Raw genomic sequence first — 25,187 nt, 5'->3', positions numbered from 1 at the left:
GCGACACGGGACCGCATGATGATCCACCAGCTGCGCATCTACGAGATCTTTCCGCACAACAAGCCGGCATTCCATGCCCGCTTCCGCGACCATGCCGCGCGGATCATGACCCGCTACGGCTTCGACATCGCCGCCATGTGGGAGAGCGCCGGCGCCGACCGTATCGAGTTCATCTACATCCTGCGCTGGCCGGACGAGGACACCATGGCCGGCAGCTGGGCCGCCTTCATGGCCGATGAGGAACGGGCCGAGATCAAGCGGCGGACATCGGCCGAACACGGCAACCTGGTCGGCGCCATCGAGGACCGCGTCTTGCGCCTGACCGATTATTCGCCGCTGCCGGGTCGCCCGGCCTGAACGGCCGGGCGGGGTGCCGGACTTCGATGCCGGACGTGGCTGTCGTGGTCGTCGAACTGCGGCCTAGGCTCCGAAACACCAGGCCAGCACGCCCTTTTGCGCGTGCAGCCGGTTTTCAGCCTCGTCGAACACCACCGATTGCGGTCCGTCCATCACCTCGTCGGTCACTTCCTCGCCGCGATGCGCCGGCAGGCAGTGCATGAACAGGGCGTCGGACTTCGCCGCGGTCATCAATTGCTTGTTGACCTGATAGGCCTTGAGCAGGTTGTGCCGGCGGCCGGCATCCTCGTCGCCCATCGACACCCAGCAGTCGGTGACGATGCAATCGACACCTTCGACGGCGTGGTAGGGATCCGACGACCAGGTGACCTCGGCGCCCTCGCGCTGGGCCGCGGCGATCAATTCGCGGCGCGGCGCCAGCTCCTCGGGCGTCGCGATGTTCAGCTTGAAGCCGAAGCGCGAGGCAGCCTGGATCCACGAGCCCAGCACGTTGTTGGCGTCCCCTGCCCAGGCGATCGTCTTGCCCCGGATCGAGCCGCGATGCTCCTCGAAGGTCAGGATGTCGGCCATGATCTGGCAGGGATGCGACATCTTGGTGAGCCCGTTGATAACGGGCACCGTGGCCGCATCCGCCAGCTCCCTGACCGCATTGTGGTCGAGCATGCGGATCATGATCGCGTCGACATAACGCGACAGCACCCGCGCGGTATCCGCAATGGTCTCGCCCCGGCCGAGCTGCATCTCGGCGCCGGTCAGCATGATCGTCTCGCCGCCGAGTTCGCGCATGCCGACGTCGAACGACACGCGGGTGCGGGTCGACGGGCGCTCGAAGATCATGGCGAGCACCTTGCCGGCCAGCGGCTTGTCGGCCTTGGGCGTGCGTCGGACACGCTTCAGGTCGCGCGCGCGGTCGAGAATGGCCCTGAGATCGCTCCCGGCGAAATCGCTGAGGTCGATAAAATGCTTCGGCCGGTCCGCCGCGGGCCTGTCGCCCGCGCCGGTTGCCGTCTTGTGTGAAGTGGTCACTCGGCGGCTCCCTTGACGAGGGATGCCTCGAGCTGGCGCGCGGCCTTCTCGAGCTTGTCGACCGCCTGGCCGATCTCTTCATCCGACACGATCAGCGGCGGAATGAGTCGGATGACATTGTCGCCGGCCGGCACCACGAGCAGGTCGGCGTCGCGGGCGGCATTGGTGACGTCGCCGTTCGGCAGGGCGCATTTGACGCCGGTGAGAAGGCCGAACCCACGGACCTCCTCGAACACGCCGGGATGGCTGTCGACCAGGCCCGCCAGCTTCTGCTTGAACAGCAGCGCCTTGCGCTGGACGTCGTCCAGGAAGCCCGGCGCCAGCACCACGTCGAGCACGGCATTGCCGACCGCCATGCCCAGCGGATTGCCGCCGAAGGTGGTGCCATGCGTGCCCGGCGTGAACACCGCCGCGCATTTCTCCACCGCCAGGACGGCGCCGAGCGGGAAGCCGCCGCCGATACCCTTGGCGATCGACATGATGTCGGGCGTGATGCCCGACCACTCATGGGCGAACAGCTTGCCGGTACGGCCGATGCCGGTCTGCACCTCGTCGAGGATCAAGAGCAGGCCCTGCTGGTCGCAGAGCTCGCGCAGATAACGTAGCTCCTCGTTGGGCACGGCGCGCAATCCGCCCTCGCCCTGGATCGGCTCGATCATCAGCGCGGCCGTATCCGGACCGATCGCCGCCTTCAAAGCGTCGTGGTCGCCGAACGGCACCTGGTCGAAGCCTTCGACCTTCGGGCCGAAACCTTCGAGATATTTCTTCTGCCCGCCGGCCGCGATGGTGGCGAGCGTCCGGCCGTGGAAGGCACCTTCGAAGGTGATCACCCGGAAACGGTTCGGCTCGCCACGCGACGCGTGATATTTGCGCGCCATCTTGATGGCGCCTTCATTGGCCTCGGCGCCCGAATTACAGAACATCACGGAATCGGCGAAGGTCGCCTCGACCAGCCGGCGGGCCAGCCGCTCGCCATCCGGAATCTGGTGCAGGTTCGAGACGTGCCACAGCTTCTTGGCCTGTTCGGTCAGCGCCTCCACCAGGTGCGGATGGGCGTGGCCGAGCACATTGACCGCGATGCCGGAGCCGAAATCGAGGACTCGTCGCCCGCCTGCCGTCACCAGCCAGCACCCTTCACCCCGCTCGAAGGCGAGTTCGGACCGTGCATAGTTCGGCATCAAAGGCGTAATCACTTCGATTCCTCCTCGAGGACTCCATGGCGCAAAGAAAACGGCCGCCCCGGAGGGCGGCACGGCGGAAAGCTAGGACAGATCGGCGGAATGTCAAGGAACATGGCCCTGCCCGCCCCTGCCGCCTGCTGTCTATAGGGGCGGCGACGCCCGGCCAAGTCCGGTAAACCAGCCATGCAACGTGGCCGTGACAGCGGGGCGACCGGTCCGGCAGGACCGCCCGGCCGGCGCCATGCCGCGCTTGTCGCAGCGCAGGCTGGCAATGCCGAAACCGGCGAGCGTCACGGCGATCTGCCCGATGATGTCGGCGATCAGGGCCGGCGGTTGGTTGCCGTCCCGGTCTCTCGGGCCACTGCCCCGGACCAGCAGCACGGCCGGCGCCGGGCGATCTCCGGCCGTCGCGACCAGTTGCGGTGTTCCGGTGAGCCCAACCCCTCCGGATCCGCCGATCCGCACCGCGATCCCCCCGGTCCTGCGCCATGAGACACCGACATTTTTGCAACAGTCAGGGGCGATCGATACGCCCTTGGGCGCCGTGCCCACGTGCTGCGGCGGGGCATTCCGCAAGCGGTGCGGGCCGATCGAGAGAAAGTAAGGTCTTGTTATGACTCTGACTTCCACGCCCACATTAACGCCTTGTGGATGAATTTCAGGTCGCGGCGAAGCTTTTGGGGAAAACAACCCATTGATTCCCCGGACTCTTGCGTGAGATTCAACGAGTAGCGTAATGTCCGGCCGTCGGCATACGACATCTCGTGCGGCGAACCCGATCTCCCGAGTAGCGGCGTTCCAGCGGCAGCTTCTTCCGAGCTGACGCGGGCCGAGGGATTCAACCTGCGCGCGATGCCTAACCCAGGAGGAGACGACCAGATGCAGCAACTGCAGTGGACCGACGAACGGGTCGAGCTCTTGAAGAAATTGTGGAACGACGGCCTGAGCGCAAGCCAGATCGCCGGCGAGCTCGGTTCGGTCACGCGCAATGCCGTGATCGGCAAGGTTCACCGCCTCGGCCTGTCGGGCCGGGCCAAGGCGCCGTCATCCTCGACGCCGCGCCCGCGCAAGCCGGCCCGCGCCGCCCCGTCGGCCCCGCCGCGCCCGTCCATGCCCGCCTCGCGCGGCAATCTGGCGCTGAAGCCCCATGCCCTGCCCGTGGCGAGCCCCGATCTCGATCTCGCGCCCCTGCCGGAAATCGACAATGTCGTGCCGATGGGCGAGCGCTGCACGATCATGGAGCTGAAGGAATATTCCTGCCGCTGGCCGATCGGCGACCCCGGCAAGGAAGATTTCCGCTATTGCGGCGCCCGTTCGTCGACCGGCCTGCCCTATTGCGCCTATCACTGCCGCATTGCCTATCAGCCGGTCGCCGACCGGCGGCGTGACCGCAGCAAGACCGCCATCGCGCGCTGACCCGCGCGCGAAACGGCCTTAGAACGGCATGGTCCGCTCCATCACGAGATAGCCGGTCAAGAGCCCGGCCCCGAACAGGACGACGATCACCGCGGCGGCCACTTCCGCCGCGCTGAGCAGGACGGTGGTCAGCCCGGTTTGCGACCCGGCGAGCCGGACCGCCAGGCCCTTGGCGCCCGCGGCTATCGTCGCGATCGCGGCCACCGTGATCGCCGTGCCGATCGCCATGGCGAAGGCCGAGACGACGCCGGCATAGACGATGCCCTGGGCCATCGCGAAAACCAGCACCAGCACCGCTCCCGTACAAGGCCGCAGGCCGACGCCCAAGACGATGGCCATGGTTTCGCGCCAGGAATGGGCCCGCGCCACCTGCTCGGCCGCCGGCAGATGGGCGCAGCCGTCGTCGCAGCCCATGCCGGCCACCGGCCGGCCGGACCGCCACGACACGAAGCGCGCGGCAAAGGCCTTGCCCTTGGCCAAAAGCAGCCGCAGCCCGATCAGCACAATCAGCCCATAGGCGACGATCTCGATCCAGTCGACCACGCGGGTCATGGTGCGCGCGGTGGTGCCGAGCACCAGCGCCAGCACGCCGACCAGCGAAATCGCGGTCAACGCCTGAACCAGCGACGACAAGGCGGCGAGCGTCACGCCGCGCCTGACCGTCTCCCCGCTGGCGACGATGTAGGAGGAGATCACCGCCTTGCCGTGGCCCGGACCGGCGGCGTGGAAGATGCCATAAAGAAAGGACAGGCCGACCAGGGTCGCCAGCGCGCCCTGATTGCCGGCCCGGATCGATCCGACCGCGGCGGTGAGCTGGCGATAGAACAGCACCTGCCGTTCGATGATCATGGCGAACAGGCCCGAATTCGCCGGCGCACGCGCCGCGCCTCCGAAGGCCGAAGGCGGTGCCTGGGCAAAGGCCGGTTCCAGCACCAGCGGCGCCACGACGATCGCGGCGGACACCAACGCAATGGCGACGGCGGTCCGGCCGTTCAGACGGCTCAGGCTCACGGGCAGTTCACCGTGAAGCGGCCGGCAAATTGCTGGCCGAAATTGGCGCTGGCATTGAGCGACTGGAAGAAGCTTTCGGACAGATTGGCCGCCGCGCCGGTCGTGCGTGGAGGACTGTAGTCGAGCTTGCAGCCCTCCGGGGCGCCGACGAGACGCATCGGCTCACCGTCGGCCGGCTCGAAGGCGACGAAATATTCGGGGTCATAGACCTCGACGACAAGCGGCTTGCCGCCCGGCTTGAACGGCGTCACCACCGGCATGGTGAAATGCAGGGTCAGCTTGCCGCCCTGCACCTCGGACCAGGCATCGCGCGCCGGGCCGAACGAGACGAAGCGTCGCTCGTGCCGAACCACGGTGAAATATTTTTGCTGGCCGAGGTTTTCGACATTGATGGTGGTCAGTTCGGCGAGTTCCTCGCGCGAAAAATTGCCGTCCTTGTTGGTATCGAGGCCTTGGATCGCGAAGGCCGAATACATCTCGTCGAAGGTCCAGATCTGTTCCAGGGCCACCGCCTGGCCCTGGGCATCGAACATGACGCGGGTTTCGGTCTGCACGCTGACATGCGGATGCGCCCGGGCCGGGCTCGCCGCAAACCCGGCGGCGAAGACGCCGATCATGAATGGCAGCCGGAAGCGCGGCACGGCAAGATCCCCGGATAAAAAGACGGCACCACTCAAAGGCGGCGAAGGCGGCCAAGATAAGGCGAGCCTTACGGTTAACGAAACGTGCATGGCCGGCTTTTTCCTGCGGCACTTGCCTCGCACCGGCGCCAATGAAATGGTCGCGCCTTTGTGATCAACGCCTGACCGGAGACCCCATGAGCAACCTTACCATCGACGGCCAGCGGCTCTGGGACATGCTGATGGAAACCGCGGCCATCGGCGGCACGCCGAAGGGCGGCATCAAGCGCCTGAGCCTGTCGGACGAGGACCGGCGCGTGCGCGACTGGTTCAAGGCGCAATGCGAAGCGCTCGGCTGCGCCGTCCATCTCGACACCGCCGGCAACATGGTGGCGGTCCGGCCTGGCAAGGACGCTTCGAAAAAGCCGATCGCCATGGGCAGCCATCTCGACACCCAGCCGACCGGCGGCAAGTTCGATGGCGTGCTCGGCGTGCTCGGCGGCCTGGAAGTGCTGAAGACACTGCACCAGGCCGGCTTCGAAACCAATGCGCCGATCGCCCTGGTCAACTGGACCAATGAGGAGGGCGCGCGTTTCTCGCCCTCCATGGTCGGCTCGGCGGTTTATGCCGGCGCCTATAGCCAGGCCGAAATGGATGCCTTCAAGGACAGCGAGGGCGTCACCCAGGGCGAGGCGCTCGACACCATCGGCTATCGCGGCAAGGACAAGCCCGGCGCGCTCGGCTTCCAGGCCTATTTCGAATTGCATATCGAACAGGGCCCGATCCTGGAGGAAGAAGCCAAGACCATCGGCATCGTCACCGGCATCCAGGGCATCAAGTGGTTCAACGTGAGCATCACCGCGCGCGAGAGCCACGCCGGCACCACGCCGATGCCCTATCGGCGCGACGCTCTCGCCGCCTTCGCCGAGGCCGCCACGGCCATCCGCCAGATCGCGCTCGACCACGCGCCCAACGGCCTCGCCACCATCGGCATTGTTTCGGCCCATCCCGGCTCGCCCAATATCATTCCCGGCGAAGTCCGCTTCACCCTCGACATGCGCAATCCGAGCGACGACGACCTGGCGATCATGGTCACCAAGGCCAAGATCGCCATTGCCGAAGCCGCCGCGCGCCATCACGGCGCCCATGAGATCAGGCCGCTGCAGGACTCGCCCGCCACGCCGTTCGACAAGACCTGCATCGCCATGGTGCGCGGCGCCACCGAGAAGCTCGGCCTGAAGGCCCGTGAGATCACCTCGGGCGCCGGCCATGACGCCATGTATGTCGCCCGCGTCTGCCCGACCTCGATGATCTTCGTGCCCTGCAAGGAGGGCCTGTCGCACAACGAGGCGGAGAGCTCGACGCTCGAGGACTGCGCCCATGGCGCGCAGGTGCTGCTCGAGGCGGTTCTGGCCTACGACGCCCGCACCTGAACCGGACCCGAAGGGCGGCGCCTGCCGGCGCCGCTTTTCATTGGCTCGCCGCACTGCTAGACCGCGCCACGGGCTGTGCGGTCGCCTCGAGCCCCAAGATCTGCCCAAGCCCTGTGAGGAAGCCATGTCCGAGATGCGCCTGGTCGTCGCTGGAGCCGCCGGTCACATGGGCCGCGTCCTGATCCGCCTGGTCCAGGAGATGCCGGGCCTGAAACTGACCGGCGCGCTGGAACCGGCGGGCCATGTCGCGATCGGCGAGGATGCCGGCCTGATCGCCGGTGCCGGGCGCGCACTGGTGCAGATCAGCTCGGATGCCGACGCCGCGCTCGCGGCCGCCGACGGCCTGATCGATTTCACCATTCCCGCGGTCTCGGTGAATTTCGCCGGTCTCGCCGCCAAGCACCGCAAGGTCCATATTGTCGGCACGACCGGCTTCAGCCAGGCCGAGGACGACGCCATCGCCTCCTCCGCCGGCACCGCGACCATCGTCAAATCGGGCAATTTCTCGCTCGGCGTCAATCTGCTCGCGGCCCTCGTCAAGAAGGCGGCCCAGGCGCTCGACGAGGACTTCGACATCGAGGTCGTCGAGATGCATCACAACCGCAAGATCGACGCGCCCTCCGGCACCGCCCTGCTGCTCGGCGAAGCCGCTGCCCGCGGCCGCGACATCGCGCTGGCGGATCACTCCGAGCGCGGCCGCGACGGTGTGACCGGCGCGCGCAAGCGCGGCGCCATCGGCTTCGCCGCGCTGCGCGGCGGCACCGTGATCGGCGAACACACCGTCACCTTCGCCGGCCCGACCGAACGCATCAGCCTCAACCACATCGCCGAGGACCGGGCGCTGTTCGCCCGCGGCGCGTTGAAGGCTGCCTTGTGGGCCAAGGGCCGCCCGGCCGGCCTCTATTCGATGGCCGATGTGCTCGGCCTCTCCGATATCTGAGAACCAGGATCCCATGATGACCGAACGCCTTCTCGTGCTCACGCGCCACGGCGAGAGCGAGTGGAATTTGCAGAACCTGTTCACCGGCTGGAAGGACCCGGGCCTGACGCCGAAAGGCGTCGACGAGGCCCGCCGTGCCGGCCGCGAATTGAAGGCGCTCGGCATTTCCTTCGACATCGCCTTCACCTCGGCCCTGTCGCGCGCCCAGCACACTTGCGAACTGATCCTCGGTGAGATCGGCCAGCCTGACCTTGCCACCATCAAGGACTGGCGCCTGAACGAGCGCGACTATGGCGACCTCTCCGGTCTCAACAAGGCCGAGACCGCCGCCAAATACGGCGCCGAACAGGTGCATATCTGGCGCCGCTCCTATGACGTGCCGCCGCCGGCAGGCGAAAGCCTGAAGGACACGGTGGCCCGCGTCCTGCCTTATTATGTCGGCGAGATCCTGCCGCGCGTCATGCGCGGCGAGCGCGTGCTGGTCGCGGCCCACGGCAATTCGCTGCGCGCGCTGGTCATGGTCCTCGACGGCCTCGACGCCGAGACCATCCCGTCGATGGAGCTGAAGACCGGCGTGCCCCTGGTCTACAAGCTGAACGCCGATACGACCGTCGCCAGCAAGCAGGTCCTGGAAGGCTGACGCGGGTCCGGCGGCCGGCATCAGGCCGGCGCCGCACCGGCTCACATATAGCCGGCCAGGTTGCGCCGGATGCGCGCGAGCACCGGCCCGCTGGTCCCGGTGGGATCGAAGACCTGGCCGGTAATGGTTTCGAAGGCCTCGATATAGACAGCCGCGGTCGCCAGGATGACATCCTGGGGGATCTCGGGGATGGCGTCCTTGTAGGGGTCGCAGCGCGCCACCACCCAGTTGCGGACGAAATCCTTGTCGAAGCTCTCCGGCTTGTCGCCCTGCTCGAACCGCTCGCGATAGCTGGCGCGGCGCCAGTAGCGGCTGGAATCCGGCGTATGGATCTCGTCGGCCAGCACGATGCTGCCGTCGGGCGCCGTGCCGAACTCGTATTTGGTGTCGACCAGGATCAGGCCGCGCTCCTCGGCGAGCTTCTGGCCGCGGGCGAACAGGGCAAAGGCATAGGTCGACAGGGTCTGCCACTGCTCGGCCGTCAGCAGGCCCTGGGCCAGGATCTCGTCCGGCGTCAGCGGCTCGTCATGACCGCCGTCGAAGGCCTTGGAGGTCGGCGTGATGATCGGCTGCGGCAGGCGCTGGTTGGCTTTCAGACCATCGGGCAGCGTCACCCCGTACATCTGCCGCTGGCCCGCATTGTAGAGGGTGAGCACCGAGGTCGCCGTGGTGCCGGCGAGATAGTCGCGCACCACGATCTCGACCGGCAGGATGTCCAGCCTCTGCCCGACCACCACATTCGGGTCGGGATAGGCAATGACGTGATTGGGGCAGATGTCGCGGGTCTGTTCGAACCAGTAGCGCGCCGTCTGGGTCAGCACCTCGCCCTTGAACGGAATGGCGGCCAGGATGCGGTCGAAGGCGCTGATCCGGTCGGTGGCGATGATGATCCGGCTGCCGTCGGGCAGGTCGTAATTGTCGCGGACCTTGCCCCGGTAATGATTGGGCAGTTCGGCAATGGTCGCATCGTCGAGCACCTGGCCGGCATGCGCCTTCAGAGCCGTCACATCCATGATCCCGTCTCCTCGTCCATGCCCAGGCATGGATGACATCCGCCGCAGCCGGCGAACCCTGTCTTTAACCGGCGCGACAGCCCGCGTCGACCGGCTGAAACGAAGCGGCATCGCCGTCCTGCGACACTGGCGCGAAGCCGAAACGCTTGACCACCAACCTGCGATCGTCTTGGGTCGGCGGCCTGGATTGCTTGTCCGTGCCGTCGCCTGTGCAGGCTGGGCGCCTGTGAGAAATCCAAGCCAGCCTGTCGCCGCGAGATCGCAATGGACGTCCAGAGTTACATCGGCCCGCTCATCGAATTCGTCAAAGCCAACCAGGCCTGGGCACCTGTCATCATCTTCGCGCTGACCTTCGCCGAATCGCTTGCGGTCCTGTCGTTGATCGTGCCGGCCTGGGCGATGATCGTCGCCTTCGGGCCACTGGTCGGCGCCGGCGGCATACCGTTCTGGCCGATCCTCATCGCGGCGTCGCTGGGTGCGGCCTGCGGCGACTGGATCTCTTATTGGTTCGGCCGCTATTTCAAGGACAGCGTCGGCAATATCTGGCCGCTGTCGAAATATCCGGAAATGCTGCCCAAGGGCCACGCCTTCTTCGAGAAATGGGGTGTCTGGGCGATCTTCATCGGCCGCTTCTCCGGCCCCTTGCGCGCCTCGGTGCCGCTGATCGCCGGCATCGTCGCCATGCCGCAGCTGAAATTCCAGATCGCCAATGTGGTCTCGGCCTTCATCTGGGCCAGCGCGCTGCTGGCGCCGGGCAATTTCCTCGGCCAATACATGAATTGGCTCCACTGAGCCCGGCCCGCCTCAGACGGTCACGCCGGTTCCCAGCTTGTCGAGCGGGAACCGGTCGACATCGGCGAGCAGGGCGACGAAGGCAGCCGCTGTGAACGCGGTCGCCAGCCGGCCGCTCTCGGCGCTCGCCGCCGCCGCGTTGCCGATGGCGCCGGCCGTCGACAGGTCCTCGCTCACCCAGCCGAAACCGACCGGCGAGATGGCGCGCAGGTGGCTGTAGGACTGCTCCATCGCCACCCCCGCCGAGATGAAGTCGCGCGCCTTGTCCATCTGCACGAGGTCGGGACGGAAATGCAGCATTTGCGAGGTCTCGACCGCGCCGCCATGAATGCCGTGCCGCGCCTCCTCGGCCGAAAACAGCCCCTCCGGTGCGCCCAGCCGATGCCAGGACACCTGCACGGCGAGCATGCCGTGACGGACCCTGAGATCGCGGGCGACGATATCCATCGCCGCGACATTGCCGCCATGGGAATTGGCGATGACCAGCTTCTTCACGCCGGCCCTGGCAACGCTGTCGCCGATCTCGGTGAGCATGCGGATCTGCGTCTCCGCACTGAGCGTGATGGTGCCGGGAAAGTTGATGTGCTCGTTGGACTTGCCCATCCAGACCGTCGGCAGGAAGGTCACGGGGAGATCCACCGGCAGGATCCGGCGCACCGCGTCCACATTGCCCTCCGCGATCGCGGTGTCGACCAGCACGGGCAAATGCGGCCCGTGCTGCTCGACCGCCGCGACCGGCAAGACGGCGATCCAGCGCGCGGTATCGGCCGTGCGAAACTCCGCGGTGGTCATTTCGGCCCAGAGCTGTCTCGGCAGCATCGGATCAATCCAGCTTGGCCGCGACCACCTCGATCTCGACCTTGAACTCCGGCCTGGTGAAGCCGGAGACGATCACCAAGGTGGAGGCTGGCGGCGGGCTCGGCATGTGCCGGTCGCGCGAGGCCATGTAGCCGGCCATGTGGGCGCGGTCGGTGACGAAGGCATTGACCCTGACGATGTCGGCAAAGCCCATGCCGGCATCATCCAGCATGTGGCCGATCGCCTTGAAGCAGAGATCGGCCTGGGCTCCGGCATCCTCGGGGATCGCCCCGTCGGCACCGACACCGAGCTGGCCGGAACAGAACAGCATGCGGGTGCCGGCGGGCACGACGACCGAATGGGAATATTTGGCGAAGGGCGCCGGCATGGCCGGGGGCGTGCGTTTGTCGAGCATGATGGGATCGTAGCGCCTCTGCTTGGCCGGACAACGGGGAAAGTCGCAAGTCCGCGCCTACTTGTCGGCGCTCGACCTGACATGGAGCGGCAGGGCCGTGGTCTGCTTGATCCGCTCCATGGCGAAACGCGAGGTGACGTTCTTCAAGGGCGCCTGGGCGATCAGCCGCTTGTAGAAGCCGTCATAGGCATCCATGTCGGCGACCACCACGCGCAGCATGTAGTCGACATCGCCGGCCATGCGGTAGAATTCCATCACTTCGGGCATGGCCGAAACCAGCTCGGCGAAACGGGCGAGCCAGGCCTCGGAATGATCCGAGGTCTCGACCGAGACGAAGACCGTCAGGCCGAGGCCGAGCTTCTTCGGGTCGAGCAGCGCGACCCGGCCACGAATGATCCCTTCGGCCTCGAGCTTCTGGATGCGCTTCCAGGCCGGCGTCGTCGACAGGCCGGCGCGCGAGGCGATCTCGGCGATCGACAACGAGGCGTCGGTCTGCAGCACGGCGAGGATGCGGCGGTCGGTATCGTCCATTCGGCTTGGTCCCTCGAAGGCGGGCATGCGGGGCGGCTTGACGGCATTCGATTTAGCCGGTCAATCGACACTTTGCGAGCGGCTGCAGCGCCGGGCAGGAAATCGGGGAGCCAGGGATGTTCACTTTCAACACGGCCAGATCGATCGTCTCCGGCGCCGGCGCGATCGCCGAACTCGGCACGCTGGCGGCGCGGACCATGGGCAAGCGCGTGGCCGTCGTCACCGACAAGGGCATCGTCGCCTCCGGCCTCCTGGACCACGCGCTGAACAGCCTTGCGGCCGCCGGCTGCGAGGCCGTGGTGTTCGACAAGGTGGTGGCCGACCCGCCGGAGGCGATCGTGCTGAAGGCGGTCGCCACAGCGGTCGAGGCCAGGGTCCAGGGTGTCGTCGGCTTCGGCGGCGGCTCGCCCATGGATGTCGCCAAGCTGGTCGCCCTGCTGGCGCTGGAACAGGAACAGCTCGCCGGCATCTATGGCGTCGGCAATGCCAGGGGGCCGCGCCTGCCCCTGATCCTGGTGCCGACCACCGCCGGCACCGGTTCCGAGGTGACGCCGATCTCGATCATCACCACCGGCGCCCATACCAAGATGGGCGTGGTTTCGCCGGCGATCCTGCCCGATATCGCCCTGCTTGACCCCGACCTGACGCTGTCCGTGCCGCCGCACGTGACGGCCGCCACCGGCATCGACGCCATGGTTCACGCCATCGAGGCCTATACCTCGGCGAGCCCCAACAACAACCCGCTGTCGAAGGCGCTCGCCCGCGAGGCGCTGCGCCTGCTCGGCGGCGCCATCCGGACCGCGGTGAAGACCGGATCGGACCGTGCCGCGCGCGCCGACATGCTGACCGGCGCCATGCTGGCCGGCCAGGCCTTCGCCAACTCGCCGGTCGCCGCCGTCCATGCGCTGGCCTATCCGCTGGGCGGCCACTACCACCTGCCCCACGGCCTGACCAATGCGCTGGTGCTGCCTTATGTGCTGCGCTTCAATGCGCCAGCCGCGGCCGGCGGCTACGGCGAGCTCGCGCCCATCCTGTTCCCCGACCTCGCGGGCCGGCCGCTCGCCGCCGCCGCGGATGCCTTCGCCGATCGCATGGCCGCCCTGTCGCTGGAGCTTGGCCTTCAACCGCGCCTGCGCGATGTGAAAGTGCCAGAAGCCGATCTCGAAATGCTGGCGGCGGACGCGATGAAACAGACCCGCCTGCTCGTCAACAATCCGCGGCTGGTCACCGAGGCCGATGCCCTGGCGATCTATCGCGAAGCCTGGTGACGACTGCGGGCGCGCCCCCGCCGGCGCCCTTGTGCGGCGCAATATCGAGCGCTATGCCGGTCGCGCCTCCGGCCGCCCGCCGGAGCCTTGACGGAGGCTCGCTATCATGGCCACCCGCCGCCGCGTCCTCGCCGGCCTGACCGCCTCCATGCTGCCGGCGCGCCTCGCCTTCGGCCAGGGCCTGGAGCGCATCAGCTTCGGCACCAACTGGGTCGCCCAGGCCGAGCATGGCGGCTTTTACCAGGCCCTCGCCGACGGCACCTATCGCGGCCACGGACTCGACGTCACCATCGTCCCCGGCGGTCCGCAGGTGAACAACCGCCTGCTGCTCGCCTCCGGCCGGCTCGATTTCTACATGGGCGGCAACATGATCCAGGCCTTCGCCGCGGTCGACCAGAACGTGCCGACCATCGTGATCGCCGCGCTGTTCCAGAAGGACCCGCAAGTCCTGATCGCCCATCCCGGCCAGGGCATGGAGAGCTTCGCCGACCTGAAGCGGCTGCCGACCCTTTTCATCTCGCAGGCGGGCGTCGCCACGTTCTGGCAATGGATGAAGGCCGAGCATGGTTTTCGCGACGACCAGCTCAAGCCCTATACCTTCAACGCCCAGCCGTTTCTCGCCGACAAGCGCTCGGCCATGCAGGGCTACCTGACCTCGGAGCCCTATGCGATCGAGCGCGCCGCCGGCTTCGCGCCGAAGGTCTTCCTGCTCGCCGATTCAGGCTTCGACCCCTACGCCACCACGATCGAGATCCACCGCTCCATGCTGGCGGAGCGCGCCGCCACCGCCCAGCGTTTCGTCGAAGCCTCGATCATCGGCTGGTACAATTACGTTTATGGCGACAATGCCGCGGCCAATGCCCTGATCAAGCGCGACAATCCTGACATGGATGACGGCAAGATCGGTTATGCCCTCGCCCGGATGCGCGTCCATGGCATCGTCGATTCCGGCGACAGCCTGACGCTCGGCATCGGCGCCCTGACGGAAGCCCGCGTCAAAGGCTTCTTCGACACCATGGTCAAGGCCGGCATCGTCAGGCCGAACCTCGACTGGCATCGGGCTTTCGACCCGCGCTTCGTCAACAAGGGGCTTGGCCGCGCGCTCCGCAAAATGTGATGGCCGGATAGCAAAAAGCCGGCCCGAGGGCCGGCTCCTGTTGGCGTCGCCTCTTGGCTCAGTCGCGCGCGTAGAACGCCGCCGGCCACGGCCACTGCACCGTCCAGCCCGGCGCGCCCCAGAAACGGTCGGGGCCGGGCGTGCCGCGCATGCTCGTCGACATGACCGCGAGATCGCCGGTCGCCGAGACCGACGCATAGATCATGTCCGGGCGCATCGAATTGTTATTGCCCGGGAATTCGACCTTGGGCGTGACCAGCCAGCTCGGCCGGCTGACCCGGACTTCCGGAACGGCCCGGCGGCGCGGGCGCGCCTCGGCGTCATGGATCGCCGCCTCGACGGCGAAAACAGCGATTGCGGCGACAAGGCCGGCGGCGACGTTGCGGATCATGATCGACTCCCGATGCTGCAGGGAAGTCTACCTTTCCCTAGCGTTCCGGTCGAGAGCATGCCGGTCACAGATTGAGGATGTGTGACCGGCAAAGCAATCAAGTCTCAGGCGGCGATCCGGGCTTCCATGGCGATATCCCAGCCGCTCCATCGGGGTGCATCCTTGCCCGTCGCACCGACCAGCCCACCCACGCCGTCGAGCGCGCCTTCGGCCAGTTCGAGGCCGAGGAAGCGCCGGCGGTCGAGCGGGCCGGGCAGCCAGAGCCTGTCCAGTTTCGCGGTCGAAAAGCCGAAGCGGCGATAATAGGGCTCGTCGCCGACCAGGATCACCGCCTGGTGGCCCCGGGCCGCGGCCCGCGCCAGCGCCTCGTCCATCAGGCGCCTGCCGATGCCGGCTGTGCGCAGCGCCGGATCGACCGCGATCGGCCCGAGCAGCAGGGCAGGCCGGCCGGGGCCGAGCGTGACGTGCCAGAGCCGCACCGTGCCGACCAGCCGGTCGGCCATGGTCGCGACCAGCGCCAGGCCATCGGCCGGCAGCCGGCCTTCGCGCAGGCGCTCGGAGGTCTTGCTGCCGCGATCGACTCCGAAGGCCGCGTCGAGCAGCGCCTCGCGGGCGGCGACATGGTTGTCCTGTTCGTCGGCGACAACGACGGCGGAGCAAGCGAAATCGGTGACGTGCACGGTCATGGCCGCGGTCCTTCTCAAGGCTCGAGACAGACGACAGCCCTCGTGCCGGAAAGATCCGGCCGGTCGGGACTTTTTTGTCAGGGGAAACCCGCCCGGCAAACCGGGCGGGAAAGTCTCAGATGCAGACGCTGGCGAGCGGCGCGAAGCCGTTGAAACCGACCGTCGAATAGGTCGTGGTATAGGCACCGGTCGCCTCGATCAGCACCTTGTCGCCGATCTCCAGCGACACCGGCAGCATGTACGGCACCTTTTCGTACATCACGTCGACCGAATCGCAGGTCGGTCCGGCCAGCACGCAAGGCACCTTCTCGTCCGCGTCGTGATCCGTGCGGATCGGATAGCGGATGGCTTCGTCCATGGTCTCGGCGAGGCCGTGGAACTTGCCGATGTCGAGATAGACCCAGCGCACCTCATCGGCGTCGGACTTTTTCGAGATGAGCACGACCTCGGTTTCGATGATGCCGGCATTGCCGACCATGCCGCGGCCCGGCTCGATGATCGTCTCCGGGATGCGGTTGCCGAAATGCTTGATCAGCGCGTCGAAGATCGAGGCGCCATAGGCTTCCGCCGCCGGCACGTCCTTCAGGTATTTGGTCGGGAAACCGCCGCCCATATTGACCATCTTCAGCTCGATGCCGCGCTCGGCGAGCGTGCGGAAGATCGACGACGCGGTGGTCAGGGCCTCGTCCCAGGCGCCCATATTGGTCTGCTGCGAGCCGACATGGAACGACAGGCCATAGGCGGTGAGGCCGAGCCGATGCGCCAGTTCGAGCACGCGCGGCGCCATCTCGGCGGCGCAGCCGAACTTGCGCGACAGCGGCCATTCGGCGCCCACGCAATCCTGCAGGAAGCGGCAGAACACCTTGACGTCGCGGGCGCCCAGGAGCTTGGCCTGGCGGGCGATCTTCTCGACCTCGGCTTCGCAATCGACCGCGAACAGGCGCACGCCGTACTGAAGGGCGCGCGCGACGTCCTTTTCCTTCTTGATCGTATTGCCGAAGGAAATCCGGTCGGTCGAAACGCCGGTCGCCATCGCCTGCTCGATCTCGACCACGGAAGCGCAGTCGAAGCACGAGCCCATTTCAGCGAGCAGGTTCAGGATTTCCGGCGCGGGATTGGCCTTCACGGCGTAGAACACGCGCGTGTCAGGCAGGGCCCGGGCAAATTTCGTGAAGTTCTCGGCGACCACGTTCAGGTCGACGACGAGGATCGGTCCGTCCTCGCGGCGATGGCGCAGGAATTCGCGGATACGGTCGGTCATGAAAGCCTCCCCTCAGGTCCCCCTGGACCTGGAAAGGGTTGAACCCATGGGAGCGAATCGCTTCCCGGGTCCGCTTTGGAGACGGAACACCGGTGACGGTCACAACCCGATGACGTTCGCCGAGACGCCGCATCGCGCACCAAGCCGTTGCCGGCCTGCACGAAAAAAGACGCCTTCGCATGGCTTGGGAATGACCCCGAACCGCACGGCCGGCAAGAAGAACAAGCCTCTTCAGTCGCCGGCTCTGGACACCGGCTGAGACCAAAAAAGCCCGATCGTCGTTGCTTCAAGTCGCGTCCTCTGCGGAGGGCAGAGTTCGCCGGTTTGCCTCCGGCTGCCGGTTAGGTATCGAAGACCCCGCGTCTCACGACGCCCCTGGGATACGGCCCGGCAAAGCCGGTGCATCCCCAAGTCTTCGGGCGGCTGTCCGGCCTCTTGTCCGGATGCCCACCAACCGGCACGCAACCACAGGCACGTGCGAAATTGGGCGAGGCGACAGATAACAGATTCCGCCCCCCATGCAAGGCCTTTCTGGCCCCCTGCCGCCAAGAAATTTCGCCTGTCAGGTCATGGTGTTAACAACTGTTCAGAAAAGTGCCCGAACCGTGGCGGCAATGCGTCGCGGCGACCTGCGAGAGGTGGTTGGCGCTCCCGCATAAAGATTGCATAAAGATCGGCAGCGTCGCGCTAACCTCGGGGAATGGTGACTTGGCAGCAGCCGTCGATCTCGCCGCCTATAAGGACGTCCTGATCATCCTGGGCACCACCGCGGTCACCGTGCCCATTCTCGCCCGTTTCGGCATCAGTTCGGTCATCGGATTTCTCGGTATCGGCGCGCTGCTCGGCCCCTTCGGCGTGGGCCGGCTGGTCGACGGCCTGCCCTGGCTGAAATGGATCGCGGTCAGCGACAGCAGGGAGATCTCGGTCTTCGCCGAGCTCGGCGTCGTCTTTCTCCTGTTCCTGATCGGCCTCGAGCTCTCCTACGAGCGCCTGACCCGCATGAAACGGCTGGTGCTCGGGCTCGGCACCGCCCAGGTGGTCGCCTCCACCAGCATCATCGCCCTGGTCGCCTGGTGGTTCGGCCAGCCGGTCGCCGCGTCCATCCTGATCGGCGGTGCGCTGGCCCTCTCCTCGACCGCCATCGTGGTCGAGCAACTGGCCGAAAAGAAGCGGCTCGCCACCACCACCGGCCGCACCAGCTTCGCGGTCCTGCTCATGCAGGATCTCGCGGTCATCCCGCTGCTGTTCCTGGTCGGCGCGCTGGCCACCCGCGGCGGCGAGAGCGTCATGCTCGGGCTTGCCATCGCCATTGCCCAGGGCGTGGTCGCGGTGACCCTGGTGGTGCTGGTCGGGCGGCTCGTGCTGCGGCCTTTCCTGCGCCTGGTCGCCTCCGCCGACGGGCCGGAGGTGTTCATGGCCGCCACGGTCCTGATCGCCATCGGCATGGGCGTGGTCACCGCGGCCTTCGGCGTGTCCATGGCGCTCGGCGCCTTCGTCGCCGGCCTGCTGCTCGCCGAGACCGAATACCGCCGCGCCATCGAGGCGACCCTCGAGCCGTTCAAAGGCCTGCTGCTCGGCGCCTTCTTCTTTTCCGTCGGCCTGTCCATCGACCTGTCGCTGATCGCCAACCGGCCGCTCGCCTTCATCGGCGCGCTGGTCGTCCTGGTCGGCCTGAAGATCGCGGTATTGGTGCCGCTGGTGCGCGCCTTCGGCCAGAGCTGGACGGTGGCCGTGCGCAGCGCGCTGCTGCTCGGCCCGGCCGGCGAATTCGCCTTCGTCACCATGGGCCTTGCCACCGCCGCCGGCGTCGTCGCCGCCGAGACCGGCGCCTTCATCACCACCTTGACCGCTTTCAGCATGGCGACCGTCCCCCTGCTCGATGCCCTCGGCGCGCGTTTCGCCGAGCGCGTCAAGACCGCCGCGCCGGTCGATCCGGCCCTGCTGGTGACGCCGCCGGTCACCCCCGACAAGCGCGTCATCGTTGTCGGTTATGGCCGGGTCGGGCAGCTCGTCTGCGAGATGCTCGCCCGCCACAAGGTGCCCTTCATCGCCATCGACCGCGACGCCCGCGAGATCGCCGATCTCCGGCGCACCGGCCACGAGGTCTATTACGGCGACGCCAACAACCGCGCCTTCCTGGAATCCTGCGGCCTGCGCGAGGCCTCGGCCCTGGTGCTGACCTTGCACACGGCCGGCGCCATGGACGAGATCGCCGGCCTCGCCAAGTCGATCAGCCCGGAGCTGACCATTATCGCGCGGGCACGCGACGCCGACCATGCCAAGGCGCTCTACAAGCTCGGCGTCACCGATGCCGTGCCGGAGACCATCGAGGCGAGCCTGCAGCTGTCCGAAGCCGTGCTGTTCGATCTCGGCGTGCCGGCCGGACTGGTGATCGCCTCGGTGCATGAGCGGCGCGACGTGTTCCGCAAGGAATTGCAGGAGGCCGGTGCCGACGAGAGCCGCATCAAGCACGCGGTGCGCTCGCGCAAGACGCTTTGACAGCGGGCGCGGATCCGGCAGCGACCTCGCGCGGGATTGTCTTGCAGCCTTTACGTTCCTCCGCCATGATCAATTGCTCATTGACGGCCCTCCGCCAATCCCGACGGGGGGCCGTATCCGTTCCATGAGGCCATCGGGCCATCGAGGACAGGATGAGCGTCAACAAGTCCAGCCACATCCGGCTGACCTCCCATCCCGGCGCCGGCACGCCGTCGCGTTTCAGGATCGCCTGGGGCGCCAGGACCGCCGATGAGCGCGGCCCGGTCGTCGCCACGGTCAATGCCGGCCCCGACCGCAACGCCATCGGCACCCATGGCGGTTCCTATGCGCTCTACCGTGCGCTCGCCGTCTCGGCCGGCGCGCTCAATCCGATCCAGCGGCCGGACCTGACCAACACCCATCCGGTCGTGACCATCGGCCCCTTCCCGCAATGGTCAGAACCCGGCCGCATCGTCTCCATCGACCCCTGGGGCCATATGGTCGGCGAAGCCTTCCGGCCGCAGATCGCCGAAGGGGTCGATATTCGCCCGTCGATCGCCATCACCAAGGCGCGGCTGACGCTACCCGAGCTGAAGGAGCATATCGGCACGCGGCTGAAGCCCGACGGCACCATCGTGCGCGACAGCGGCGACATCGCCTGCGTCAAGATCGCCATCGATCCGGTCTGGTACCTGCCCGGCATCGCCGAGCGTTTCGGCACCTCCGAAACCAACCTGCGCCGCACCCTGTTCGAGCAGACCGGCGGCATGTATCCGGAGCTGGTCACCCGCCCCGACATGAGCGTGTTCCTGCCGCCCATCGGCAATATCACCGTCTATCTGTTCGGCGATGTCGCCAAGCTCGGCGACCCCAGGACCTTCATTTCCGGCCGCCTGCACGACGAGTGCAACGGCTCCGACGTGTTCGGCTCCGACATCTGCACCTGCCGGCCCTATCTGGTGCACGGCATCGAAGAGGCGGCCCGGGACGCCCAGAAGGGCGGCGTCGGTTTCGTCGCCTATAACCGCAAGGAAGGCCGGGCGCTCGGCGAGGTCACCAAGTTCCTCGTCTACAACGCCCGCAAGCGCCAGGAGGGCGGCGACCAGGCCGCCACTTATTTCGAGCGCACCGAATGTGTCGCCGGCGTCCAGGACGCCCGCTTCCAGCAGCTGATGCCCGACGTCATGCACTGGCTCGGCATCCGCCGCATCGACCGCTTCATGTCCATGTCCAACATGAAATATGACGCGCTGGTCGCCGCCGGCGTCGACGTGGTCGAGCGCGTGCCGATCCCCGACGATCTCGTGCCACAGGATGCGTCCGTCGAGATGGAGGCCAAGAAGGCCGCCGGCTATTTCACCCCCGAGGCCCCGCCGAGCCATGACGACCTGGCCAAGGTGGTCGGCCGCAAGATCGAAGACTTCTGAGCATGGCTTTCGCACAACTCGACGCGCCGCGCGCCGCGCGCGCCCTCCTGACCACCTCGGCGGTGCGCGAGCGGGCGGCCAAGATGCTGGCGCTCGGCCTCGACGACAAGCTGACCGCCTTCACCGTCGACATGGACCGGCTGTCGGCCGCGGCCGACCTGGTGGTCGAGGTGATCCGCGCCAATTATCCGAGCCTGGACATTCCCTTCCATGCCCGCTGGCGCCATTTCGTCGCCGCCGGCCGCGATCTCGGGCGCGAAGCGCTCGCATCCATCGCCGATCCGGCCGAGCGCGGCCGCACCGCCTTCGATCTCGCCATCGTCTCGGTGCTGCTCGACGCCGGAGCCGGCATGGGCTGGCGTTATCGCGACCAGGCCACCGGCGCCGACATGTCGAAATCCGAAGGCCTGGCGGTCGCCTCGCTGCGCATGGCCGAGGCCGGGGCCTTCGCCGACGACCGGCGCGGGCTGAGGGCGGATGCCGCCCGTCTCGCGGCCTTGACCGCCGGGGATATCGCCCACGGGTTCCAGGTTTCGGGCGACAATCCCCTGGTCGGCCTGGACGGGCGGGCGCAACTCCTTTGCCGGCTCGGCGAAGCCGTCGCCGCCAATCCGGCCGTGTTCGGAATGAACGATACGCCGCGCCCGGGCGGCCTGTTCGACCACCTGAGCGCCCGCGCCGAGGCGGGCGCCTTGCCGGCGACCGCCATCCTCGCCGCCGTTCTCGCCCATCTCGGCGCGATCTGGCCGAGCCGGATCTCGCTTGGCGGAATCGCGCTGGGCGATACCTGGCGCCACCCCTTGATGACGGCCGGCGACGCCAGCGACGGGCTGATCCCCTTCCACAAGCTGTCGCAATGGCTTTCCTATTCGCTGATCGAACCGCTGCAATGGGGCGGCATCACGGTCACCGGGATCGACGGCCTGACCGGCCTGCCCGAGTACCGCAATGGCGGCCTGTTCGTCGACATGGGCGTGCTGGCGCTGCGCGATCCGGCCGCTGCCGAGGCCGCCAACACGGTCGATTCCCCCCTGGTGGTGGAGTGGCGCGGCTTGACCGTTGCCCTGCTCGACCGTATCGCGCCGCTGGTCCGCGCGCGGCTCGGCGTCAGCGCCGAAGCCTTCCCGCTCGCCCGCGTGCTCGAAGGCGGCACCTGGTCGGCCGGCCGCAGGCTCGCCCGCGAGAAGCGCGCCGATGGCGGGCCGCCGATCCGGGTGGTCAGCGACGGAACCGTTTTCTAGATCTCATGGTAGCCGGCGAAAGACCGGGAGGGTAGCGATGAACAATGTCACCGTGGTCCAGCATCCGCTGGTGCAGCACAAGCTGACGCTGATGCGCGACAAGAGCCGGTCGACCAAGGGTTTCCGCCAGCTGCTGCACGAGATCGGCATGCTGCTCTGTTATGAGGTGACCCGCGACCTGCCGCTGCAGCAGGTCGAGATCGAGACGCCATTGGGCTCGATGATGGCGCCGCAGATCGGCGGCAAGAAGCTGGTCTTCGCACCGATCCTGCGCGCCGGCCTCGGCTTCATGGACGGCATGCTCGAACTGGTGCCCTCGGCCCGCGTCGCCCATATCGGGCTCTACCGCGATCCGCAGACCCTGACGGCGGTGGAATATTACTTCAAGGCGCCGGAGGACGTCGCCGACCGCCTGGTCATCGTCACCGATCCGATGCTGGCCACCGCCAATTCGGCGATCGCCGCGGTCGAGCGGCTGAAGGAACGCGGCGTCACCAACCTGCGCTTCGTCTGCCTGCTCGCAGCTCCCGAAGGCATCGCCAATTTCCATGGCCACCATCCGGAAGTGCCGATCTGGACCGCCTCGATCGACAGTCACCTGAATGATCACGGTTATATCGTGCCAGGGCTGGGCGATGCCGGCGACCGGATGTTCGGCACCAAATAGCGGCCGGCGGGAGAAGGCGCCTCCCCGGCCGGCATGAGAATGGTGCGTCGCCTCGGCGCCCGGAGGCTGGTTGTCATGCCCTGGCTCCTGCTCGCCGCCCTCTTGCTCCTGACGCTCGGCGATCTCCGGGCGCAGGAACGGGTGAGCTTCCCTTCCCAGGACCGGACCGAAATCACCGGCGTGCTGTTCCGTCCCGCAGGTCCTGGTCCCTTCCCGGCGGTCGTCGGACTTCATGGCTGCGCCGGTCTCTGGCGCCGTGGCGAACTCGATGCCCGCTCGGCCGATTGGGCGGCGCGACTGACCGCCGCGGGCTTTGTCGTCCTGTTTCCCGATTCCTATTCGCCACGCGGCCTGACCGCGACCTGCACCACGCGCGAGCGCGCCATCCGTCCCCGCGGCCGGGCACTCGATGCCGCGGGCGCGGCCGAATGGCTGGCGCGCCAGGCCTTTGTCGACAAGCGCCGCATCGCGCTCATCGGCTGGTCCAATGGCGGTACGACGGCGCTTTACGCCACCGGCATGACGCCGCCCGCCGGCGTCGACTATCGCCTGGCGCTCATCTTCTATCCCGGTTGCCGCGGCTTCCTGCGATCCGGCTGGTCGCCACGCCAGCCGGTGACCATTCTGCATGGCGAGGCGGATGACTGGACGCCGGCCGAGCCCTGCGTCGCGATCGCCCGGACCGCCGGCGCGACCTTTGTCGGTTATCCCGGCGCCTTTCATGATTTCGACCATCCGGACCTGCCGCTCAGGACCCGGCGAGCCGCCTATGCGCAGCGCGTCGACGGCCAGGTGACCATTGGCACGAATCCCGCCGCCCGGCAGGATGCGATCATGCGGGTCATGGCGACGCTGCGGGGCATGTGACCGCACCGATCCGGCAAAGGAATGGTCTTCACGGCCATTGGCCCTCGCCTCGGCCGGCTTCGAACCGGCCGCACGTTCCATGGGCTTTCCACAGGATGCACAAAAAAACATCGAGACACTGGCATTAAGGCCTGTCTTATGTCAGCTTAATCTCAGCTTCGCCCTGTTAGGTTTTCTGTGCCCAACGGCCGCGAATCGCGGTTTCTTCCTCCCGATCTGCCCCGCTCCGCCCCCAACGGAGTGGGGTTTTTTCGTTGGGCCCTGATCACCTGCGTTCGAAGACCGATGGCTCCGCGGGCCATGTCCCACCTTTTCGAGCGCCGTCGCCGGCCGTGCCGCTCGATCGCCCGGGAAGATCTTTCGGCCATGACGGCAAAGCGGCGGTCAGTCCCTGCCGGCGAGGCTGAGCCGGAACAGCCAGTACCTGACCCCAAGGCGCGGTTCGAGCTCGCGCACCACCTCGAAACCCAGACGCTCATACATGCCGCGCGCGGTGATCATCAACTCGCTGGTGTGCAGGCCGAAGGTTTCGGCTCCCTCGGCGCGCGCCCGCCCCAGGCATTCCGCCACCAGAGCCTTGCCGACACCGCGGCCGCGCATCGCCGGCGCGACAGCAAGCATGCGAACGGAAGCCCATTCGCGCGGAAAGATCGCACCGTCGGACTGGCCGGGCTGGAAATACAGGATGAAGCCGCCGGTGGATCCATCGACCATTGCGACCAGAGGCAAGCCCTTGCCCGGGTCGCACACGGCGCGGCGGAGACCGCCTTGCATCATCGCCCAGTTGTCGGCCGTCAGCCTGTCCTGGAATTCGGCATAGCTGTCGACCACGAGCTGGGCGAGGGTCGCAGCGTCCTCCGGTCTCGCCGATCTGATGTCGATCACCGTCCCACTCCGTCCCACGTCTTTGAGCAGCCCTCGGGATGAAGCGGCGATCCGGCAGAAGCCGGGCCGGCCAGCGCTCGCCCGATCCGACGTCACACCATCATCCGGCAGGCCTGTCGATCCGATAAAGCACGTGCGGGCGCAACGCATCGCCGACCGGGACCGTGATGTCGTCGAAATCGGCCTCCGGCACATGGCGCATGCCGACCCGTTCCATGGTCCGCCGCGAGCCCATATTGACCGCCGAGGTATAGCCGATGACGGTATCGAGCCCGAACCTCCGCCAACCGGCATCGAGCCAGGCGAGGCTGGCTTCCGTCGCATAACCCTGGCGCCAATAAGCTTGGCCGAGGATCCAGCCGATCTCGACTTGATCATCCCCCGGAACCTCCGGCCCGGGCCGCGACAGCCCGGCGCCGCCGATCAGCGCGCCGTCGGATTTGCGTTCCATCGCCAGGAAGCCGAACCCGTCGGCGGCGAAACCGGTCATCGCCGCGTCAAGCACCGCGGCGCTTTCTCCAGCGGAAAGCAGGCTCGGATAATAGTAGCGGCGCACCTCGGGGTCCGCGTTGATGGCGGCGAACGGCGCCCGATCCCGGCCTTGCCAGGGCCGCAAGAGCAGCCTCGGCGTCTCGATCGTAAACATCGCGGCACTCCCATGACCACGATGAAGGCAATAGCGGCTTAGCCGGGCGCAAGGAACCCGCCGGCCGCTGGCCGAGGGGC

The 25,187-nt window shown here is 67.3% G+C and carries 27 protein-coding genes; 13 read left to right on the top strand and 14 right to left on the bottom strand.

From position 1 onward, the window contains the following. The first annotated feature begins 15 nt into the window (after window positions 1-15). Window positions 16-357, top strand: a complete 342-nt coding sequence (locus AC07WJ_RS04665) for an NIPSNAP family protein (protein WP_494933338.1) — start codon at window positions 16-18, stop codon at window positions 355-357. 63 nt (window positions 358-420) lie between these two features. Here the strand turns inward: AC07WJ_RS04665 and argF are convergent, their stop codons facing one another. The 3 genes from argF to AC07WJ_RS04650 all read right to left on the bottom strand — a co-directional run bounded on the left by argF (window position 421) and on the right by AC07WJ_RS04650 (window position 3,194). Beyond that, a complete protein-coding gene (gene argF, locus AC07WJ_RS04660) occupies window positions 421-1,383 on the bottom strand; it encodes an ornithine carbamoyltransferase (protein WP_494933337.1) in 963 nt (320 codons plus the stop codon). After that, window positions 1,380-2,561, bottom strand: coding sequence for an aspartate aminotransferase family protein (locus AC07WJ_RS04655; protein WP_494933836.1), 1,182 nt, complete (start codon window positions 2,559-2,561; stop codon window positions 1,380-1,382). The genes argF and AC07WJ_RS04655 overlap by 4 nt, the downstream gene beginning before the upstream one ends. Window positions 2,562-2,705: 144 nt before the next feature. Next, entirely contained in the window at window positions 2,706-3,194 is a 489-nt protein-coding gene (locus tag AC07WJ_RS04650) for a hypothetical protein (RefSeq protein ID WP_494933336.1), read from the bottom strand. A 249-nt stretch (window positions 3,195-3,443) separates the two neighbouring features. Here AC07WJ_RS04650 and AC07WJ_RS04645 point away from each other — a divergent pair, with 249 nt between their 5' ends. Further along, the gene (locus AC07WJ_RS04645) at window positions 3,444-3,980 is read left to right on the top strand and encodes a GcrA family cell cycle regulator (RefSeq protein WP_494933335.1); all 537 of its coding nucleotides are present in this window, start codon (window positions 3,444-3,446) and stop codon (window positions 3,978-3,980) included. Between the two features lie 18 nt (window positions 3,981-3,998). Here AC07WJ_RS04645 and AC07WJ_RS04640 read toward each other — a convergent pair whose 3' ends face one another. Further along, window positions 3,999-4,991 carry a nickel/cobalt transporter gene (locus AC07WJ_RS04640; RefSeq protein WP_494933334.1) on the bottom strand — a complete coding sequence of 331 codons (993 nt, stop codon included), beginning with the start codon at window positions 4,989-4,991 and terminating at the stop codon, window positions 3,999-4,001. Beyond that, window positions 4,988-5,722 (bottom strand): DUF1007 family protein, encoded by a 735-nt coding sequence (locus AC07WJ_RS04635; RefSeq protein ID WP_494933333.1) that lies wholly within the window; start codon window positions 5,720-5,722, stop codon window positions 4,988-4,990. The genes AC07WJ_RS04640 and AC07WJ_RS04635 overlap by 4 nt, the downstream gene beginning before the upstream one ends. Window positions 5,723-5,808: 86 nt before the next feature. Here AC07WJ_RS04635 and AC07WJ_RS04630 point away from each other — a divergent pair, with 86 nt between their 5' ends. The 3 genes from AC07WJ_RS04630 to AC07WJ_RS04620 all read left to right on the top strand — a co-directional run bounded on the left by AC07WJ_RS04630 (window position 5,809) and on the right by AC07WJ_RS04620 (window position 8,624). Beyond that, window positions 5,809-7,044, top strand: coding sequence for a Zn-dependent hydrolase (locus AC07WJ_RS04630; RefSeq protein WP_494933332.1), 1,236 nt, complete (start codon window positions 5,809-5,811; stop codon window positions 7,042-7,044). Window positions 7,045-7,168: 124 nt separating this feature from the next. Beyond that, window positions 7,169-7,984 (top strand): 4-hydroxy-tetrahydrodipicolinate reductase, encoded by an 816-nt coding sequence (dapB, locus tag AC07WJ_RS04625; RefSeq protein WP_494933331.1) that lies wholly within the window; start codon window positions 7,169-7,171, stop codon window positions 7,982-7,984. 16 nt (window positions 7,985-8,000) lie between these two features. Next, complete coding sequence (locus tag AC07WJ_RS04620; RefSeq protein ID WP_494933330.1) at window positions 8,001-8,624, top strand: 2,3-bisphosphoglycerate-dependent phosphoglycerate mutase; 624 nt, start codon at window positions 8,001-8,003, stop codon at window positions 8,622-8,624. A 41-nt stretch (window positions 8,625-8,665) separates the two neighbouring features. Here the strand turns inward: AC07WJ_RS04620 and AC07WJ_RS04615 are convergent, their stop codons facing one another. Continuing rightward, window positions 8,666-9,637: a phosphoribosylaminoimidazolesuccinocarboxamide synthase gene (locus tag AC07WJ_RS04615; protein ID WP_494933329.1), complete on the bottom strand. Its 972-nt coding sequence runs from the start codon at window positions 9,635-9,637 to the stop codon at window positions 8,666-8,668. 264 nt (window positions 9,638-9,901) lie between these two features. Between AC07WJ_RS04615 and AC07WJ_RS04610 the strand changes: the two genes are divergently transcribed. Continuing rightward, window positions 9,902-10,429 carry a DedA family protein gene (locus AC07WJ_RS04610; RefSeq protein ID WP_494933328.1) on the top strand — a complete coding sequence of 176 codons (528 nt, stop codon included), beginning with the start codon at window positions 9,902-9,904 and terminating at the stop codon, window positions 10,427-10,429. Window positions 10,430-10,441: 12 nt separating this feature from the next. On the opposite strand, the gene AC07WJ_RS04605 is transcribed toward AC07WJ_RS04610, so the two are convergent. Genes AC07WJ_RS04605 through AC07WJ_RS04595 form a run of 3 tightly spaced genes read right to left on the bottom strand, consistent with a single transcriptional unit; the run spans window position 10,442 to window position 12,173 of the window. Further along, a complete protein-coding gene (locus AC07WJ_RS04605) occupies window positions 10,442-11,248 on the bottom strand; it encodes a creatininase family protein (RefSeq protein ID WP_494933327.1) in 807 nt (268 codons plus the stop codon). A gap of 4 nt (window positions 11,249-11,252) precedes the next feature. Beyond that, window positions 11,253-11,642, bottom strand: a complete 390-nt coding sequence (locus AC07WJ_RS04600; RefSeq protein ID WP_494933326.1) for a RidA family protein — start codon at window positions 11,640-11,642, stop codon at window positions 11,253-11,255. 57 nt (window positions 11,643-11,699) lie between these two features. Beyond that, window positions 11,700-12,173, bottom strand: coding sequence for an Lrp/AsnC family transcriptional regulator (locus AC07WJ_RS04595; RefSeq protein ID WP_494933325.1), 474 nt, complete (start codon window positions 12,171-12,173; stop codon window positions 11,700-11,702). Window positions 12,174-12,289: 116 nt separating this feature from the next. On the opposite strand from AC07WJ_RS04595, the gene AC07WJ_RS04590 reads away from it, so the two are divergent. Both AC07WJ_RS04590 and AC07WJ_RS04585 read left to right on the top strand, forming a co-directional pair. Next, entirely contained in the window at window positions 12,290-13,441 is a 1,152-nt protein-coding gene (locus tag AC07WJ_RS04590) for an iron-containing alcohol dehydrogenase (protein WP_494933324.1), read from the top strand. A 106-nt stretch (window positions 13,442-13,547) separates the two neighbouring features. Next, the gene (locus tag AC07WJ_RS04585) at window positions 13,548-14,558 is read left to right on the top strand and encodes an ABC transporter substrate-binding protein (protein WP_494933323.1); all 1,011 of its coding nucleotides are present in this window, start codon (window positions 13,548-13,550) and stop codon (window positions 14,556-14,558) included. Between the two features lie 58 nt (window positions 14,559-14,616). Here AC07WJ_RS04585 and AC07WJ_RS04580 read toward each other — a convergent pair whose 3' ends face one another. From AC07WJ_RS04580 to AC07WJ_RS04570, 3 genes are all read right to left on the bottom strand, one after another. Next, window positions 14,617-14,949 (bottom strand): hypothetical protein, encoded by a 333-nt coding sequence (locus AC07WJ_RS04580; RefSeq protein ID WP_494933322.1) that lies wholly within the window; start codon window positions 14,947-14,949, stop codon window positions 14,617-14,619. 104 nt (window positions 14,950-15,053) lie between these two features. Next, window positions 15,054-15,635 (bottom strand): GNAT family N-acetyltransferase, encoded by a 582-nt coding sequence (locus AC07WJ_RS04575; protein WP_494933321.1) that lies wholly within the window; start codon window positions 15,633-15,635, stop codon window positions 15,054-15,056. A gap of 115 nt (window positions 15,636-15,750) precedes the next feature. After that, entirely contained in the window at window positions 15,751-16,896 is a 1,146-nt protein-coding gene (locus tag AC07WJ_RS04570; RefSeq protein ID WP_494933320.1) for a type III PLP-dependent enzyme, read from the bottom strand. Window positions 16,897-17,604: 708 nt separating this feature from the next. Here AC07WJ_RS04570 and AC07WJ_RS04565 point away from each other — a divergent pair. The 5 genes from AC07WJ_RS04565 to AC07WJ_RS04545 all read left to right on the top strand — a co-directional run bounded on the left by AC07WJ_RS04565 (window position 17,605) and on the right by AC07WJ_RS04545 (window position 23,576). Beyond that, the gene (locus tag AC07WJ_RS04565) at window positions 17,605-19,395 is read left to right on the top strand and encodes a cation:proton antiporter domain-containing protein (RefSeq protein ID WP_494933319.1); all 1,791 of its coding nucleotides are present in this window, start codon (window positions 17,605-17,607) and stop codon (window positions 19,393-19,395) included. Between the two features lie 152 nt (window positions 19,396-19,547). Continuing rightward, window positions 19,548-20,801 carry a GTP cyclohydrolase II gene (locus AC07WJ_RS04560; RefSeq protein WP_494933318.1) on the top strand — a complete coding sequence of 418 codons (1,254 nt, stop codon included), beginning with the start codon at window positions 19,548-19,550 and terminating at the stop codon, window positions 20,799-20,801. 2 nt (window positions 20,802-20,803) lie between these two features. Beyond that, on the top strand, window positions 20,804-22,042 hold the full coding sequence (locus AC07WJ_RS04555) for a URC4/urg3 family protein (RefSeq protein ID WP_494933317.1): 1,239 nt from the start codon (window positions 20,804-20,806) through the stop codon (window positions 22,040-22,042). Between the two features lie 37 nt (window positions 22,043-22,079). Further along, window positions 22,080-22,709: a uracil phosphoribosyltransferase gene (upp, locus tag AC07WJ_RS04550; protein WP_494933316.1), complete on the top strand. Its 630-nt coding sequence runs from the start codon at window positions 22,080-22,082 to the stop codon at window positions 22,707-22,709. A 75-nt stretch (window positions 22,710-22,784) separates the two neighbouring features. After that, window positions 22,785-23,576: a dienelactone hydrolase family protein gene (locus AC07WJ_RS04545; RefSeq protein WP_494933315.1), complete on the top strand. Its 792-nt coding sequence runs from the start codon at window positions 22,785-22,787 to the stop codon at window positions 23,574-23,576. A 384-nt stretch (window positions 23,577-23,960) separates the two neighbouring features. Here the strand turns inward: AC07WJ_RS04545 and AC07WJ_RS04540 are convergent, their stop codons facing one another. Together AC07WJ_RS04540 and AC07WJ_RS04535 are read right to left on the bottom strand one after the other, a co-directional pair. Then, complete coding sequence (locus AC07WJ_RS04540; protein WP_494933314.1) at window positions 23,961-24,461, bottom strand: GNAT family N-acetyltransferase; 501 nt, start codon at window positions 24,459-24,461, stop codon at window positions 23,961-23,963. 100 nt (window positions 24,462-24,561) lie between these two features. Then, window positions 24,562-25,107, bottom strand: coding sequence for a GNAT family N-acetyltransferase (locus AC07WJ_RS04535; RefSeq protein ID WP_494933313.1), 546 nt, complete (start codon window positions 25,105-25,107; stop codon window positions 24,562-24,564). Between the last annotated feature and the right edge of the window lie 80 nt (window positions 25,108-25,187).

Source organism: Phreatobacter sp. GW821-FHT04C01 (assembly GCF_059420385.1).
Note: the sequence above shows the minus strand (reverse complement) of the source record. Positions and strands in the feature narration are given on the sequence as shown.